Raw genomic sequence first — 14575 nt, forward strand, 5'->3', positions numbered from 1 at the left:
CTCCGAACTGCCTCAAACCTCATTTGTCGAGTTCCGGCAGATATGGGTCGGAATATAGCCGCCGGTCGCGTTCGCCCTGTAGGCAGTCCATGGGTGCGGCGGCATCGATCGGGACCACGGTCGCATCGGCGATGCCGCTCACCTCCAGGATCAGCTTGCGGCGTATGGCGGTGGCGAACTCCGAGGCCGCATAGATCGGCAACACGAAGGAGCCGGGCCCACAGGTGACGCACTCGTCATAATACTGGTCGAGATGGCTGAAGGTCGGCGACGGGCTGATCAGGATCGGCAGGCCGTTGATGACGATGCCCTTGGCCACCGCCGCATCGCGTGTCGTGGCGACGGGCGGCCCGGTGTTGTTGGGACCGTCGCCGGAAATGTCGATGACGCTGCGTGGCGCATCGAACCCCGTGCCCTCGAACAGCCCGGCGCCGAAGGCAAGCGCACCGGAAATCGAGGTGCCGCGAAAGCTGCGGAACGGCCGCGCTTCTATTCTGTCGGCGAAGGCGCTGGCGCTCTCTGCGCTGTCGATCACCTGCCAGGCGATGACGCCATCCTCGCGCACGACGCCCGCCCATTCGAAATAGGCAAGCGCGATGCGCCCGGTGGTTCCCGAGCGCACGGCCTTGATGAAATCGGGATGCCTGAGCGCCTCGACATAGCCAGCGCGCTGCAGCGCGAACTCCCTCTCGTCCATCGACTGTGAGATGTCGACGGCCAGCACCAGTTCGACATCCACGGCAACGGCCGGTGCAGCCACGGGCGTGGTGCAGGCAAGGCAGGCAAGCAGGCTGAGCGCATCGAGCATGGCCGCACCACGGATGTTTCGACCCGTGAATCTTCGCCGCGATCGCGGCGAAATAAAGCCCCTTCTACTTCTTTCGCCGCACGGCCGCTTTCGGCGGCGGGTCGATGGCGCCGGTCCTGACTCGGGCGGGTTTCAGTGGCGCAGCACCCGTATCCTTCACGATGTTCAATGCGCGTGGAAAGAAATGACCATTGTGCAGTCCGCGCCCGATGTTGAGGATCGCGGTTTCCGGCAGGCGTTTCTCCAGCATGGACAGCACCCTTCGCAGCGAAGGACCATCGAACGCGTCCATCGCTTCGTCGATGATCACCCATTTCGGCTGCCGCAAGGCCAGCCTAGCGAAGGCCAGCGACCGCTGTTCGTCATCGTTGAGTTCACGCTCCCAGCGTGCGGAACGGTCGAGCGAGGATGACAGCCGCTCGAGGCCGACCTCGGCCAGCACCGCCCCAAAATCAGCATCGCCAGCCGGCGCCGAGCCATTCGGATGCAGCACTTCTCGTAACGTGCCGGCAGGAAAATACGGAACACGCGGCACGAAAATCGGCGTTTCTCCGGCCGGCAAGCCGATCCGCCCGCTGCCCCAGGGCCAAAGGCCGGCAATGGCGCGGAAGAACAATGTCTTGCCGGCGCCTGGGTCGCCGGTGATCATGACGCGCTCACCGGGATGGATCTCGACATGGCTGTCTGAAAGTTTGGTGCAGCCCTCCGGCGAGGCCACTTGGAGCTTCTCGAAGGTCAGGCTGCCATTGGCGTTATCGCCGAATTCGATGCGCTTTTCCTTGTCGTGCAGCACATCGGTTTCATCGAGCGCAATGCGGAAGTCGGCAACGCGCATCAGCGTGGCGCGCCAGTCGGCGATGCCGCCGATATTGTTGATGAACCAGCGCAGCGACGAGTGCACCTGGTTGAAGGCGCCGACCGCCATCATCAACCCGCCAAAGCTGATATCGCCTGAAAAATAGACCGGCGATGCCACAAGGATCGGCGCCACCACGGTGATCCAGCCATAGGTATCGGTCACCCAGGAAAGGTTGATCTGCGCTTTGTAGATGTTTCGCATCGCGCCCAGCACCGTGCCAAGGTCGATTTCGAGCCGTCTCTTGGCATCGGCTTCGCCGTGATAGAGCGCGATGGCGTCGACATTCTCGTTGACGCGCACCATCGAGGAGCGCAGTTCGGCCTCGCGGGTGTAGCGGTCGCTGTTGAGGCGGATCAGCGGCCGCCCGACCAGCCAGCTCAGCCAGGAGGCGATGCCGGCATAGAGGAACGCGGCCCAGACCATGTAGCCCGGTATCGCCAGCGACCAGCCGTTGATGTGGAAGACGAAGCCCGACGAGAGTTGCCAAAGCACGCCGACGAACGACACCAGCAGGATGAAGGATTGCAGCAGGCCGACGCCGAGGTCCGTCGACAGATCGGACAGATGCGCGGCATCCTGCTGCATGCGCTGGTCGGGATTGACGCCGATGGCGCCGGCATTGGCGAGCCGGAAGGCCCGCGCCGGCCGCATCCATTGGTCGATCAGGTCGAGCGTCAGCGCCTCGCGCAGCTTCAGCCGGATCATCTGGTTGAGCCAGGTCTGAGCGATGTTGAGCAGGAGCAGCGTGCCGGCAATCACGGCAAAGATCATCAGCTGATGCAGGAAGGCCGCCATGTCGCGACGCGCCAGCGCATCGTAGAAAGGCTGGTTCCAGCGGTTGAGCAGAACCTGGCCGATCGACGTCGCGACGATGACCGCCATAATGCCGACCGACGTCCAGACCAGCCACTTGCGCACCGGTGAGCCTATCAGCGCCCGTTTGATCGTCGCCACCTGATCGCGCAGGCTGCTGGCTTCGACGGTTACCGGCTGAGCGGTGGCGGACTTGTCCGGTTGATCAGCCATGCACGAAGTCCTTGCGTTCAGAAGCGTTGCTGAAACCAGATGGAGAGACTTGAAGGCATCCGCCGCTCAAACGGACCGCGAATGCATCTGCGACAGATAGGTGGGAAAAACCCACGCAACACCAGTTTTCATGATGATCACGAAGGTGTCACCTGACGCGTCGTCGATGTCACCCCTTCCGCCCGGCGGCCAAGCCGGGTGGCACCGTGCGGTGACAGTACCGGCACGAAGACACGGCGCGAAGCGCGCTGCGCGACCGGCACGCCCTGATAGAGCCGCTTCTGCGCCTCGACCACGATGACGCCGGAAAAGATCGGCCAGAACCGCCGGCCGGCGCGCTCCAGAACATTGTGGAACCGCATCATGAAGCGCCGCGGCGATGGCGGGAAGAACAGCGCGTCGGACCAGGAAGCCGGTGTGAAATTCGCCTCGCGCAGCAATTCTGTCAGCTGGCCGCGCGAGAACGGCCGGCCGCTGCCGAACGGCGTGTGCTCGAACCGCGCCCAGACACCGCGCCGGTTGGGCACGACGATGACGACGCGCCCTGCCGGCGACAGCACCCGCCAGATCTCGTTCAGCGTCTCGCGCGGGTTTTCGACATGTTCGAGCGAATGCACGAGCAGCATGCGGTCGATGCAGGAATCGACCAGCGGCAATTCCTCGTCGAAGACCAGCGCCGTCGCCGTCGGTCCGTTCGCCGGCCAGACGACGGCCCCTTGCGTGGCAGGCATGAAGGCAAACACCCGCTCGGCATCGGTGCCGAACCGCTCCAGCCACGGCAAGGTATAGCCGAGCCCGACCAGCCGCTCATTGGGCACTGTTGCCCATATTGAGGACAGCGCCATGGTGATCGAGCGTTCTGCCAGGCGGCCGAGCGTGGTCGAATAGAAGGAGCGGAGATCGACGATATCGGAATGCATGCGCGGGACGGTAGCTGCGATGCCGCCCAAGTTCAACAAAGCCGCCACGTTCTGCAAAGCTAGAGTGACATCGGCGGCCAAGCGCCCTATGTCTGCGCCAACAGATGGAGAGATGCCAATGCCGGTCGAAATCGAACAGTTCATGTGCCGCAGCGACAATTTCGGCGTGCTGGTGCATGACCCGAAAAGCGGCGAGACCGCCATTATCGACGCACCCGAAGAAGCGCCGATCATTGCCGCGATCGAGCGTACCGGCTGGAAGCCGACGATGATCCTGACCACCCACCACCATGTCGACCATGTCGAGGCCAATCTGGCGCTGAAGGAGCGCTTCAAGCTGCGCATCGTCGGACCGGAGGCTGAAAAGGAAAAGATCCCCGGCATCGACGAGACCGTCGGGCAAGGCTCGGTCGTCCATCTCGGCGGTGAGCGGATCGATGTCATCGCCACGCCTGGCCACACAGCGGGCCATGTCTCCTATCATTTTCCGGCCTCGAAAGTGGCGTTCACCGCCGACACTTTGTTCGCGCTCGGCTGCGGCCGGCTGTTCGAATGCAAGCCGCCGGTGATGTACGAGTCGCTGAAGAAGCTGGCGGCACTCCCGGCCGACACGGTCATCTATTGCGGCCATGAGTATACGCTTTCGAACGCCCGCTTTGCGTTGACCGTCGACCCGACCAATTCGGCGCTCAGGGAACGCGCCGCCAAAATCGAGACCCTGCGCGCCGACGACAAGGCGACGCTGCCGACCACGATCGGCGAGGAATTGTCGACCAATCCGTTCCTGCGCTGGCACGACCCGGCGATCCGCAAGCATCTCGGTATGGAGGCGGCCCCGGACGCCGAAGTGTTCGCGGAAATCCGCAAGCGCAAGGACAATTTCTGAGCATCGTTCCGGGATCAGCCATGACCAGCGCCGCTGAAATCATCGCCACGCTCGGCCTCAAGCCGCATCCGGAAGACGGCTGGTATGCCGAGACCTTTCGCGACGGCGCCGGGCGGGGCCATTCGACGGCGATCTATTTCCTCCTTGAACAGGACCAGATTTCGGCCTGGCACCGGGTCAAGGACGCGGCCGAGGTCTGGCATTTCCATGCCGGGGCGCCGCTGGCGCTGTCGATGTGCGAGGAAGGCAGTCCAAAGGTTAACCAGGTGATCGAGCAGGTGCTCGGCATTGAGCTTGCGGCGGGCGAGCGGCCGCAGATCGTCGTGCCGGCCGGCTGGTGGCAATCGGCGCGCAGCCTCGGCGAATGGACGTTGGTCGGCTGCACCGTGGCGCCGGGCTTCGACTTCGCCGCGTTTGAAATGGCCGAGCCGGGCTGGCAGCCTTAGGCCAGAAGAAAACCAAGAGTTATGCAGAGCTGGGCGGCATAGTAGAGCACCCAGACCGCATAACGGATGCCGGCGCGATAGGGTGCTATTGCCGGAACCAGGAATTTCTCCGCGGCAAGCAGCCCGTCCGATGCCATGAACATAACAGCGCCGCCGATGACCCACGGATTGGCGAGCGTCAACGCCGAGATGCCCATCGCCAGAATGGCCGCGATATAGATGGCGATCGGCACCCGCAGGCCGGGACTGACACGGCGCCAGAGCGCCGCCAGCATGACGACTGCGAAGGCCGCCATGGCAAGCGCGATGGCGCCGCGCCATGTCTCGGTGCTGAGCACATCCAGCCCGCCGCCGCCGAGCAGGAAGAGCGGCACATAGAGGACATGCGCCGCAAGGAAGCTGGCCAGCCCGCCGAGGAAGGCCTTTTCGCCGTCACGCGACAGGAAGGCATCGCCGACGGCGCTGAGCGCCAGCGCAGAGACGAGCAACAGCGGCCCACCTTGCATGAAGGCCAGCGCCGCAAGCATGGCCACGGCCAGCGTCTTTGCCGCCGAGCGGGCCAGCGTCGGCCGCATATCCAGGGTGAAGGCGTAGATCACCGCCGCCACCAGCGAAAAAATCAATGTTGCATTTGCGTTGGCGTCGATGCCGCCGGCAAACGGCATCGTCATGCGCTTGCCCCGCCAGTTGCCGCCTTGCGCAGGAACAACGATTTCGCCGCCAGCGCCGCGCCGCCGGTGATCAGTACGCAGGCCGCCAGGATACGCAGCGACGGCTCGGCAACGCCCGCCGCGATCAGCACCAATGTCGACAGCAGTGGCGCCGCATAGCTTGCCGCGCCGAGCACCTGGATGTTGCCTCGTTTGACGCCGATATCCCAGGCGTAGAAGGCGGCACCCACCGGCATCAACCCCAAACCAACCACCGCCAGCCACTGGCCGGGGCCATCGGGCAGCACCGTCTTTTCCAGCAGAACATGGCAGATGAGGGACAGGGCTGCCGTGGCGGCGCAGAACCAGGTGACGATTGAGGTCGGCACCGCCGGAAAGCGCCGCGACAGCAGCGAATAGGACGACCACAGCAGCGCACAGACGGCCGCCATCGCATAGCCGAAGGTGTAGCGAGCATCGAAGGCGAGGCCGCCACCCTTGGTGACGATCAGCACGGTCCCGGCGAGCCCGAGCAGCGCGCCGACGACATGGTTCCAGGCCAGCTTCTCGCCCGGCATCAGCGCTGATCCCAGCACGATCAGCAGCGGCCACAGATAGGCGATCAGGCTTGCCTCCACCGCCGGCGCGTTGCGCAGCGCGGTGAAATAGAAGAAATGGTAGCCGAACAGTCCGGCAATGCCGATCACCCAGACCTGGCGTGGGATCTTCAGGCTTTTATCGGTCGCCGGCATGAACAGCCGGGCAACCAGCCCGACCGCGGTGCCGATGGTGAAGGTGATGGCCGAGAGCAAGAATGGCGGCACGGCGCCCGACGCATCGGTGAGCAACGCCAGCAGCGCCCACATGGCGACCGCCGAGAAACCGATCAGTGTTGCGCGCCCCATGCCCGTCTCCGGCGACTCGCCCCATTTCTATTCGGGTGGGCGCGTCTATTCAGTAGCTTCGAACCGCCCCGCGCTGACAGTCAAGGTGCCGATCTGCGTCCCGACCGTGGCGTGGATCGGCGCATATATGCCGGTTTGGCCGAGCGGTGCAAACGTCACCATCATCTGGCTCTTCTTCTTCAGGTAATTCAGCGCCTTGCGGCCCTTGCGGTAGCCTGCCACCGGCTCGAAGCTCATCTTGCAGGTAACGGTGTCGCCCTTGTAGCCCTTGACCGAGATCGATCCTTTCGAGGCGTAGGTCAGCGTCAGGTCGGCGCGCATCTCGCCGTCATAGAATTTCACCTTGCGCCCACAGACCTGGTCGAGGCTGTCAGCATGGATGACGGTAGCCGCCATCGGATCGAGCACCGATGCCAGATCGTTGCTGCCCAGCGGTATCCAGTTTTTGGGATTGCGCTTTTTCGGCTCGGGAATGACCTGGGTGGCGGTCACCGCGCCATTGGCAAAGCGGATATCGACCATGGAAGCCTTCTTGCCGGACTTATAATCGGCGCGAAATACCTGCGGCTGCATCTGCTTGCCCAGGATCTTGCCCTTTGACGAGATCGTGCCGCTCGTGTCGTCGAACAAGGTGGCGAGACCCGCGCTGGAGACGGTGCCGTCTATGGAATAGCTATCGCCTTCGTAGTGGCTGGAAAATGTCGCCTTGGCCACGGAAAGGCCCAGGAACGACACCGTGTATTCGCCCTTGAAGGACTGTGCGGTGGCTGCGGGCGCGGCGGCAAGGGTTGATGTTGGCAAGGCGGCGACAAGTATGGCGACAACGGCATGTGACGGGCGAAGCATGGCGGGCTCGGTCCTTGATTTTTTTAACCGGAGGCGGGCGACTCCGGCTTGAAATGTCCCTGTCCGACCGCTTATAGGCTGAATTCCGGCCTTTATGTGAAACGCCCGTCACAGTCGTGGGCAAGCCGGAGCTTGACGCATTGGCGAAATGCAACTAAGGAACGCCAACTTTTCCATAAGGCCGCCTGACTGAAACCGCGCGCCACCCGGCGCGGGCGAACAAGGTTTGGCAGGCTAGACAGAACTGAAGGTTAGAACCATGTCCCGCACCTGCGAACTCACTGCCAAGGCAGTCCAGACCGGCAACAATGTGAGCCACGCCAACAACAAGACCAAGCGCCGCTTCCTGCCGAACCTCGTCAATGTGACGCTGATTTCGGAAGCGCTGAACCAGAATGTGCGCCTGCGCATTTCGGCCAACGCGCTGCGTTCGGTCGAGCATCGCGGCGGCCTCGACGCCTTCCTGGCCAAGGCCGACGCCAAGGAATTGTCGCAGCGCGCGCGCCTGTTGAAGAGGCAGATCGCCAAGAAGCTGGCCGACCAGCCCGCCGCTTAACGATATCAAGGCGGGGGACGACCGCCCTGAGCATCGGAGCAATCCGATGCTCAAAACTTCTAAGGCAGCAGCATCGGAGCAATCCGATGCTCAAAACTTGCAAGGCAGCGCGACCCGAACTTCGGCTAGCGCCTGGCTGGTTCCATTACCCAGGATAAAAAAATGACTTCCTTCTCGCGATATCTGCCCTTTGTGGCCGCCATGGCGCTTGTCGTCGTGGCATCGAACATCCTCGTGCAGTTCCCGATGCAGGGCCAGGCCGGCGGTCTGTCGCTGGGCGACATCCTGACCTGGGGCGCCTTCACCTATCCCTTCTCCTTCCTGGTCACCGACCTTGCCAACCGCCGCTACGGGCCGACCGTGGCGCGCCGCATCGTCCTTGTCGGCTTCATGACCGCTGTGGTCTGCTCGATCCTCGTCCCGCCCTTCCTGTTTCGCCACGGCCTGATCGAGTTCGAGACATCAGCCGACCGGCTGGTGCGCATCGCCACAGCTTCCGGCGCGGCCTTCCTTTGCGCGCAATTGCTCGACGTCACCGTGTTCAACCGGTTGCGCCGGCAGAGCTGGTGGCGCGCGCCGATCGTCGGCACGCTGGTCGGCTCGGTGTTCGACACCCTGGTGTTCTTCAGCATCGCCTTTTCGGCCGCCTTCGCTTTTGCCGGCCCGAACGACAGCTTTGCGCTGGAGACGGCGCCGCTGATGGGCGTGCTGCCGGTCGAGACCATGCGCTGGGTCTCCTGGGCGCTGGGCGACCTTTCGGTGAAGCTGATCATCGCTGTTGTGGCCCTGATCCCCTACCGGCTGCTCGCCGCCCACTGGAGCCAGCCGGCCGTGGCTGTCTAGGCCGTGATCCCTTGGGTCCAGCTCGGCTCGGCCAAAACGCCTGACGGCGGACAGGAACTGCGCCTCAAGCAGCGCGGCAGCGAATTCTCGATCATGCTCGGCACCAATGAGCTGATGAACAGCCGCCTCAGCGGCTCCGAAGAAGCGCTGGCCAAGCTCTCCTGTGAAAAGATCGGCGGCCGCGCCCAACCGAAAATCCTGATCGGCGGCCTCGGCATGGGTTTTACGCTGCGCGCTGCGCTTGCCCAATTGGGCGCCGACGCAGGCATCACCGTTGCCGAGCTTGTCCCCGCCGTCATCGCCTGGGCGCGCGGCCCCATGGAGGCGGTCTTCGCCGGCTGTCTCGACGATCCCCGTGTGACGGTTCGCGAAGCCGACGTCGGGCACATCATAAGATCCGACAAGGCAGCCTGGGACGCCATCCTGCTCGATGTCGACAATGGCCCCGAAGGCATCGTCTACAAGGGCAACGACGCCCTCTATGGCGCTGCCGGGCTCGGCGCGGCGCGTGCAGCGCTCAGGCCCGGGGGCGTGCTGGCTGTTTGGTCGCAAGGCCCCGATGCCGGCTTCACACTTAGGCTCAAGCAGGCGGGCTTTGTCGTGGACGAGGTGAAGACGCGCGCCAATGGCAAGCGCGGCGCGCGCCACGTCATCTGGATCGCCACCAAGCCTTAGGGCTCTCAATCCTGGTGCAGGATGAATTCCAGATAGAGGTTGCGCTGCAGGATCGAGTGGTTGTCGTCCGAGATCAGCGACACCATCAGCGCCCCGTCATCGCGGGTCCAGACGTCGAGTCCTTCCATATTGTCGATCTGGTAGCCCATGTCGGCTTCCATCAGCACCGGCCCGTCGGCAACCGCGCCCTTCTCGACGCTTTCGCCATAGATGCGCCTTAGCCGCATCCTGACACCGCCGGCCATCGAGAAACTGCGCTCCAAAAGCAGCAGGTCGCCATCCGGCAGGAAGGCGCCGTCGGTGATGTCGAAATCGCCGTTGCGCTTGACCGTGAAGACGCCCTTGTGCGGCCCTTCGATGATGGCGGCATAGATGTTGCCAGCCTTGTCCAAGCTCTTTTCCGAGACCACGACGAGGCCGCCCTCGTGCTGGCCGTTGGGATTGGCGTGGGTGACGGTCTCGAAACCGCGGTTCTGTCGCAGTTCGCGGGCTGGAACCAGAAAGTTCAGTTGCTTGAACGGCGCCGTCATGTTGCTGGCGTCGATCTTGAACTGGGCGACGCGGTGATCGCGCTCGAAGCCGACGGTGGCGATGCCGTCCTTGACTGCAAGGCCCTCGGCATCGACTTCCCATTTCCTGTCGATCGGCCGGCCCTCCTCATCGACCATCTGCTGCATGCGAAAATTCTGGATGCCGGACGGCCGCTTGTCGGCATTATGGGTAATCGAGCCGAAGAACCAGAAGCCCGTATCGGCGACGCCGATGAAATCGCTGCCGGGTTTGACGAACCGAAATGCCGACAGCGCGCCGAAATCGCGCGTCGTCGAGTTCATCTCAAGACCGCCGATGAATTCCAGCGGCCCAAACTGCTTGTCGGCGCTGCCGATATGGAAGGTGGTGATCGGTCGCGCCGAGACTTCGACCGGCTCGACCGCGCTTGGGCCGGCGGCGATGGCCGGCGCAAACGCCATGCCGGACAAGGCAGTGACCGCGAAGAGCATCTGCCGAAACCCGCCGCGCAAAAAAATCATCCGGCGCGCCGGTAGCCGCCGCGACGTGTATCGCGCACGTTTTCCTCGGCGAACAGCGAGGCCAACTGCTCGGTCATGGCGCCGGCCAGTTCCTCGGCATCGACGATGGTGACGGCGCGCCTGTAATAGCGGGTGACGTCGTGGCCGATGCCGATGGCCAGAAGCTCGACCGGCGAGCGCGTCTCGATCAGCTCGATGACGGCGCGCAGGTGCCGCTCGAGATAGTTGCCAGGATTGACCGACAGCGTCGAATCGTCGACCGGCGCGCCGTCCGAGATCATCATCAGGATCTTGCGCTGTTCGGGCCGGGCGATCAGCCGGTTGTGGGCCCACAGCAGCGCCTCACCGTCGATGTTTTCCTTGAGCAGGCCCTCGCGCATCATCAGGCCGAGATTGCGCCGGGCGCGGCGCCATGGATGATCGGCGGATTTGTAGATGATGTGGCGCAGATCGTTGAGCCGGCCGGGGTTCGGCGGCTTGCCGTCCTTCAGCCACTTCTCGCGAGCCTGTCCGCCCTTCCACGCCCGCGTGGTGAAGCCGAGGATCTCGACCGAGACGCCGCAGCGCTCCAGCGTGCGCGCCAGAATGTCGGCACAGGTGGCGGCAACGGTGATCGGCCGGCCGCGCATCGAGCCGGAATTGTCGAGCACCAGCGTCACCACCGTGTCGCGGAATTTGGTGTCGCGCTCCTGCTTGAACGACAAGGGCTGCATCGGGTCGATGACGACACGAACCAGGCGTGCCGGATCGAGATAACCCTCTTCGAGGTCGAAATCCCAGGAACGGTTCTGCTGCGCCATCAGGCGGCGCTGCAGCCGGTTGGCGAGCCGGCCGACGACGCCGGAGAGATTGGCCAATTGCTTGTCGAGGAAGGCGCGCAGCCGGTCGAGTTCTTCTTCCTCGCACAGCTCTTCCGCACCGACGGTCTCGTCGAAGGCGGTGGTGAAAACCTTGTAGTCGATCTCTTTCGGCAGGTTGGCGAACGGGTTGTCGTTACGGCGCGCCTCGCCCGGCGTTTCGGCGTCCGCATCGTCATCGTCGGAAAGATCGTCGGCAGTGGCGTCGGAGGCCTCAGTCTCGGACGACTGTTCGTCGTCGGCCGAGGCCTCGGCATCCTCGGATTGCGACTGCTCGGAGCCGGAATCCTCTTCGCCGCCCTCCTCGCTCTGCTCCTCGCCTTGCGGCTGGTTCTCGTCATTGTCCTCGGAGTCTTCGGTCTCCTGATCGTCGCCGAGTTCCTCGGCCATCTCCATGGACGCCAGCATCTCACGCACGACGCGGGCGAAGGCCTGCTGGTCGCCGAGCTTGGCCGACAGTCCGTCGAGATCGGCCTTGGCCTTCTCCTCGACCCAGGGCCGCCAGAGTTCGACCAGCCGCTCGCCGCTCTTCGGGATCGGCCGCCCGGTCAGCTTCTCGCGCACCATCAGCGCCAGCGCTTCCTCGATCGGCGCGTCGGCCTTGTCCTTGACGTCGACAAGGTTGGCCTTGGCGTATTTGTCCTCCAGCATGGAACCGATATTGTCGGCGACGCCCTGCATGGCGCGGCTGCCGATCGCCTCGACGCGGGCCTGTTCCACGGCGTCATAGATCGAGCGCGCCAGCTTGCCTTCCGGCGCCAGTTTGGTGTGGATGCGCTGATCGTGGCAGGCGCGCTTCAGCGCCATGGAATCGCCCAGGCCACGAGTAATCGCGATGTCTGTCTTGGACGCTTTCTTCGGCAGTTCGGGCAGTCGGGCGCGGCTGCCGGCGAGCGCCGGGCGGTCCTTGGCGAAACCGACTTCGAGCTCCTTGTCGCCGGCGATGGCGCGCATGCAGACGGTGACGGCACGCTTGAAGCTGTCGGCTTCAGACCCCGTCTTCGACTTGTTGCGCGTGTTGTCGCCCGGACCCGCCATCAAGGCTCAGCTTACCCCAGCACCACGTTGGCGGCGCTCTCGGGCAAATCCTCGCCGAAGGCGCGCTGGTAGAACTCGGCCACCACCGAACGCTCCAGCTCGTCGCACTTGTTGAGGAAGGTCAGCCGGAACGCCATGCCGATATTGCCGAAGATCTCGGCATTTTCGGCCCAGGTGATGACGGTACGCGGGCTCATCACGGTCGACAGATCGCCATTGATGAAGGCCGAGCGCGTCATGTCGGCGACGCGCACCATCTTGTTGACGATGTCCTTGCCCTTGCCGTCGCGATAGTGCTTGGCCTTGGCCAGCACGATGTTCACCTCATTGTCGTGCGGCAGGTAGTTCAGCGTGGTGACGATCGACCAGCGATCCATCTGCGCCTGGTTGATCTGCTGCGTGCCGTGATAGAGGCCGGTGGTGTCGCCGAGGCCAACGGTGTTGGCGGTCGAAAACAAGCGGAACGCCGGATGCGGACGGATGACCCGGCTCTGGTCGAGCAGCGTCAGGCGCCCCGATGATTCCAGCACGCGCTGGATGACGAACATCACGTCCGGACGGCCGGCATCGTACTCGTCGAAGCAGAGCGCGACATTGTGCTGGTAGGCCCAAGGCAGGATGCCGTCGCGGAATTCGGTGATCTGCAGGCCATCCTTGACGACGATGGCGTCCTTGCCGACGAGGTCGATACGGCTGACATGGCTGTCGAGGTTGACGCGTACGCAGGGCCAGTTAAGGCGGGCTGCGACCTGTTCGATATGCGTCGATTTGCCGGTGCCGTGATAGCCCGAGACCATGACGCGGCGATTGTAGGCAAAGCCGGCAAGGATCGCCAGCGTCGTCGCCTTGTCGAACAGATAATCCGGATCGATGTCCGGCACATGTTCCGAGGTCACCGAATAGGCCGGCACCACCATCTTGGACTCGAAGCCGAATTTGTCTTTCACTGACACCGTCGTGTCGGGCAAATTGGCGATGTCGCGATCGACCTTGTTCATCTCTATCCGAGTCTCCACGGGCGAAATGCCTGATTTCGCCGGCAATCGTTTTTGTCCGGGGGCGGTCTTAGAGCCTTTTCCACCCTTATGAAAGTTGGAAAACGACACGAACCGTTAGGTCGCTCAGCACAAACCCGCCTGCTTGAGCACGCGATAGGCCTGCAGCACATCGCGGAACCGGTCTTCCGAACCTCTATCGCCGCCATTCGCATCCGGATGGTGGCGCTTCACAAGTTCCTTATAGCGCGCCTTGATGTCCTTGCCAGTCGCCTTTGTATCAAGGCCAAGCGTTTCCAGCGCCTTGGCCTCAAGCGGCTTGGCCTTGCGCTCGCGCGCCTCGCGCGGGTCCTTCGGCCCTTTGAACAGATCGAAGGGATCGCGCATGCGGTTGTAATAGCCGGCGCGACCGGAACGCTGCTGGGCGAAATCGGGCGAGGAGCGCGTCGAGGCGCCGGCGACGCCCATCTTCCATGTCGGCCGGTGGCCGGTCATCGCTTCCTTCTGGAAGCGGGCTATCTCGGTGTCCGGCACGCCGGAGAAGTAGTTGAAACCCTTGTTGTATTCGCGCACATGATCGAAGCAGAACTGAAAATACTCGCCTTCCTTCATGCGTCCGACCGGCGCCCGGTGGGTACCGGCCTCCTTGCAGCCGTCCCACTGGCAGATCGGCGAGTGCGACTTCAGCTCCGCATCCTTGTCGGGACGGACCCGAATTTTCTCGAAATATTTGGGGTACGGTTTCATCTCACCCATTTATGGGCTGTTCGCACGTGCGAAACAAGAATTGACATTTTCGCGATCATCGCCCTAACCGCTGAATCGCGGCATAAAGCAGGGCGAATGGCGATTTTTGAGGCGGCCCGGCGGGATCGATCCCCGATTTCCCGATCACGCCTTGCAGATATGGTGAAGGGAGATGGCGATGTCCATACAGGCGACGATGGAAGACAAGCTGAACAAGGCGTTTTCGCCGGAGCGGCTGGCGATCGTCAATGAAAGCCACCTTCATGCCGGTCATCACCACCACGGCTCCGACGATCACGGTGCCTATGACGGCACCGGCGAGACGCATTTTCGCGTCCGCATCGTCTCATCCGTCTTTGCCGGCATGAGCCGCATCGACCGCCACCGCGCCGTCAACGAATTGCTCGCAGCGGAGCTGCAAGCCGGTGTCCATGCGCTGGCAATCGAACCGGCTGCACCCGGCGAAAAGACCCGTTGGTAAGTCTCT

At 63.4% G+C, this 14575-nt stretch carries 16 protein-coding genes; 6 read left to right on the top strand and 10 right to left on the bottom strand.

Annotated features, from left to right (window positions below; all coding sequences use genetic code 11):
* Positions 1-19: 19 nt before the first annotated feature.
* The 3 genes from X750_RS139665 to X750_RS139655 all read right to left on the bottom strand — a co-directional run bounded on the left by X750_RS139665 (position 20) and on the right by X750_RS139655 (position 3613).
* Positions 20-808, bottom strand: coding sequence for a DUF1194 domain-containing protein (locus X750_RS139665; RefSeq protein WP_023748514.1), 789 nt, complete (start codon positions 806-808; stop codon positions 20-22).
* Between the two features lie 64 nt (positions 809-872).
* The gene (locus tag X750_RS139660) at positions 873-2693 is read right to left on the bottom strand and encodes an ABC transporter ATP-binding protein/permease (RefSeq protein ID WP_023748515.1); all 1821 of its coding nucleotides are present in this window, start codon (positions 2691-2693) and stop codon (positions 873-875) included.
* 137 nt (positions 2694-2830) lie between these two features.
* Entirely contained in the window at positions 2831-3613 is a 783-nt protein-coding gene (locus X750_RS139655; protein ID WP_023735200.1) for a methyltransferase domain-containing protein, read from the bottom strand.
* 118 nt (positions 3614-3731) lie between these two features.
* Between X750_RS139655 and gloB the strand changes: the two genes are divergently transcribed.
* Both gloB and X750_RS139645 read left to right on the top strand, forming a co-directional pair.
* A complete protein-coding gene (gloB, locus tag X750_RS139650) occupies positions 3732-4499 on the top strand; it encodes a hydroxyacylglutathione hydrolase (RefSeq protein WP_023748516.1) in 768 nt (255 codons plus the stop codon).
* Between the two features lie 20 nt (positions 4500-4519).
* Entirely contained in the window at positions 4520-4945 is a 426-nt protein-coding gene (locus X750_RS139645; RefSeq protein WP_023748517.1) for a cupin domain-containing protein, read from the top strand.
* Here X750_RS139645 and X750_RS139640 read toward each other — a convergent pair.
* From X750_RS139640 to X750_RS139630, 3 genes are read right to left on the bottom strand one after another with little or no spacing between them, the layout of a single operon-like run.
* Positions 4942-5616, bottom strand: coding sequence for a lysoplasmalogenase family protein (locus X750_RS139640; protein ID WP_023742898.1), 675 nt, complete (start codon positions 5614-5616; stop codon positions 4942-4944). The genes X750_RS139645 and X750_RS139640 overlap by 4 nt on opposite strands.
* The gene (locus X750_RS139635) at positions 5613-6500 is read right to left on the bottom strand and encodes an EamA family transporter (RefSeq protein WP_023748518.1); all 888 of its coding nucleotides are present in this window, start codon (positions 6498-6500) and stop codon (positions 5613-5615) included. The genes X750_RS139640 and X750_RS139635 overlap by 4 nt, the downstream gene beginning before the upstream one ends.
* 45 nt (positions 6501-6545) lie before the next feature.
* A complete protein-coding gene (locus X750_RS139630; RefSeq protein ID WP_023711708.1) occupies positions 6546-7346 on the bottom strand; it encodes a DUF3108 domain-containing protein in 801 nt (266 codons plus the stop codon).
* A 259-nt stretch (positions 7347-7605) separates the two neighbouring features.
* Between X750_RS139630 and rpmB the strand changes: the two genes are divergently transcribed.
* From rpmB to X750_RS139615, 3 genes are all read left to right on the top strand, one after another.
* The gene (gene rpmB / locus X750_RS139625) at positions 7606-7902 is read left to right on the top strand and encodes a 50S ribosomal protein L28 (RefSeq protein ID WP_023748519.1); all 297 of its coding nucleotides are present in this window, start codon (positions 7606-7608) and stop codon (positions 7900-7902) included.
* A gap of 162 nt (positions 7903-8064) precedes the next feature.
* Positions 8065-8745, top strand: a complete 681-nt coding sequence (locus X750_RS139620; RefSeq protein WP_023748520.1) for a queuosine precursor transporter — start codon at positions 8065-8067, stop codon at positions 8743-8745.
* Positions 8746-8748: 3 nt separating this feature from the next.
* Positions 8749-9420 (top strand): spermidine synthase, encoded by a 672-nt coding sequence (locus X750_RS139615; protein ID WP_023711706.1) that lies wholly within the window; start codon positions 8749-8751, stop codon positions 9418-9420.
* A gap of 5 nt (positions 9421-9425) precedes the next feature.
* On the opposite strand, the gene X750_RS139610 is transcribed toward X750_RS139615, so the two are convergent.
* The 4 genes from X750_RS139610 to X750_RS139595 all read right to left on the bottom strand — a co-directional run bounded on the left by X750_RS139610 (position 9426) and on the right by X750_RS139595 (position 14097).
* Positions 9426-10451, bottom strand: coding sequence for an esterase-like activity of phytase family protein (locus X750_RS139610; RefSeq protein WP_023701379.1), 1026 nt, complete (start codon positions 10449-10451; stop codon positions 9426-9428).
* Entirely contained in the window at positions 10448-12346 is a 1899-nt protein-coding gene (cobT, locus tag X750_RS139605; protein WP_023685363.1) for a cobaltochelatase subunit CobT, read from the bottom strand. Before cobT ends, X750_RS139610 begins: the two co-directional genes overlap by 4 nt.
* An 11-nt stretch (positions 12347-12357) precedes the next feature.
* Complete coding sequence (gene cobS, locus X750_RS139600; protein ID WP_023670677.1) at positions 12358-13344, bottom strand: cobaltochelatase subunit CobS; 987 nt, start codon at positions 13342-13344, stop codon at positions 12358-12360.
* Between the two features lie 123 nt (positions 13345-13467).
* Positions 13468-14097, bottom strand: coding sequence for a J domain-containing protein (locus tag X750_RS139595; RefSeq protein WP_032887126.1), 630 nt, complete (start codon positions 14095-14097; stop codon positions 13468-13470).
* A gap of 169 nt (positions 14098-14266) precedes the next feature.
* Between X750_RS139595 and X750_RS139590 the strand changes: the two genes are divergently transcribed.
* Positions 14267-14569 carry a BolA family transcriptional regulator gene (locus X750_RS139590; RefSeq protein ID WP_023670675.1) on the top strand — a complete coding sequence of 101 codons (303 nt, stop codon included), beginning with the start codon at positions 14267-14269 and terminating at the stop codon, positions 14567-14569.
* Positions 14570-14575 lie beyond the last annotated feature (6 nt).

The sequence above is a fragment of the Mesorhizobium sp. LNJC391B00 genome, assembly GCF_000502535.1.
Taxonomy (GTDB): Bacteria; Pseudomonadota; Alphaproteobacteria; order Rhizobiales; family Rhizobiaceae; genus Mesorhizobium.

Bases quoted from the DNA above. Each gene is read 5' to 3' on its own strand.
- X750_RS139665 (WP_023748514.1), bottom strand. From the start codon at position 808: ATGCTCGATGCGCTCAGCCTGCTTGCCTGCCTTGCCTGCACCACGCCC.
- X750_RS139660 (WP_023748515.1), bottom strand. From the start codon at position 2,693: ATGGCTGATCAACCGGACAAGTCCGCCACCGCTCAGCCGGTAACCGTC.
- X750_RS139655 (WP_023735200.1), bottom strand. From the start codon at position 3,613: ATGCATTCCGATATCGTCGATCTCCGCTCCTTCTATTCGACCACGCTC.
- gloB (WP_023748516.1), top strand. From the start codon at position 3,732: ATGCCGGTCGAAATCGAACAGTTCATGTGCCGCAGCGACAATTTCGGC.
- X750_RS139645 (WP_023748517.1), top strand. From the start codon at position 4,520: ATGACCAGCGCCGCTGAAATCATCGCCACGCTCGGCCTCAAGCCGCAT.
- X750_RS139640 (WP_023742898.1), bottom strand. From the start codon at position 5,616: ATGACGATGCCGTTTGCCGGCGGCATCGACGCCAACGCAAATGCAACA.
- X750_RS139635 (WP_023748518.1), bottom strand. From the start codon at position 6,500: ATGGGGCGCGCAACACTGATCGGTTTCTCGGCGGTCGCCATGTGGGCG.
- X750_RS139630 (WP_023711708.1), bottom strand. From the start codon at position 7,346: ATGCTTCGCCCGTCACATGCCGTTGTCGCCATACTTGTCGCCGCCTTG.
- rpmB (WP_023748519.1), top strand. From the start codon at position 7,606: ATGTCCCGCACCTGCGAACTCACTGCCAAGGCAGTCCAGACCGGCAAC.
- X750_RS139620 (WP_023748520.1), top strand. From the start codon at position 8,065: ATGACTTCCTTCTCGCGATATCTGCCCTTTGTGGCCGCCATGGCGCTT.
- X750_RS139610 (WP_023701379.1), bottom strand. From the start codon at position 10,451: ATGATTTTTTTGCGCGGCGGGTTTCGGCAGATGCTCTTCGCGGTCACT.
- cobT (WP_023685363.1), bottom strand. From the start codon at position 12,346: ATGGCGGGTCCGGGCGACAACACGCGCAACAAGTCGAAGACGGGGTCT.
- cobS (WP_023670677.1), bottom strand. From the start codon at position 13,344: ATGAACAAGGTCGATCGCGACATCGCCAATTTGCCCGACACGACGGTG.
- X750_RS139595 (WP_032887126.1), bottom strand. From the start codon at position 14,097: ATGGGTGAGATGAAACCGTACCCCAAATATTTCGAGAAAATTCGGGTC.
- X750_RS139590 (WP_023670675.1), top strand. From the start codon at position 14,267: ATGTCCATACAGGCGACGATGGAAGACAAGCTGAACAAGGCGTTTTCG.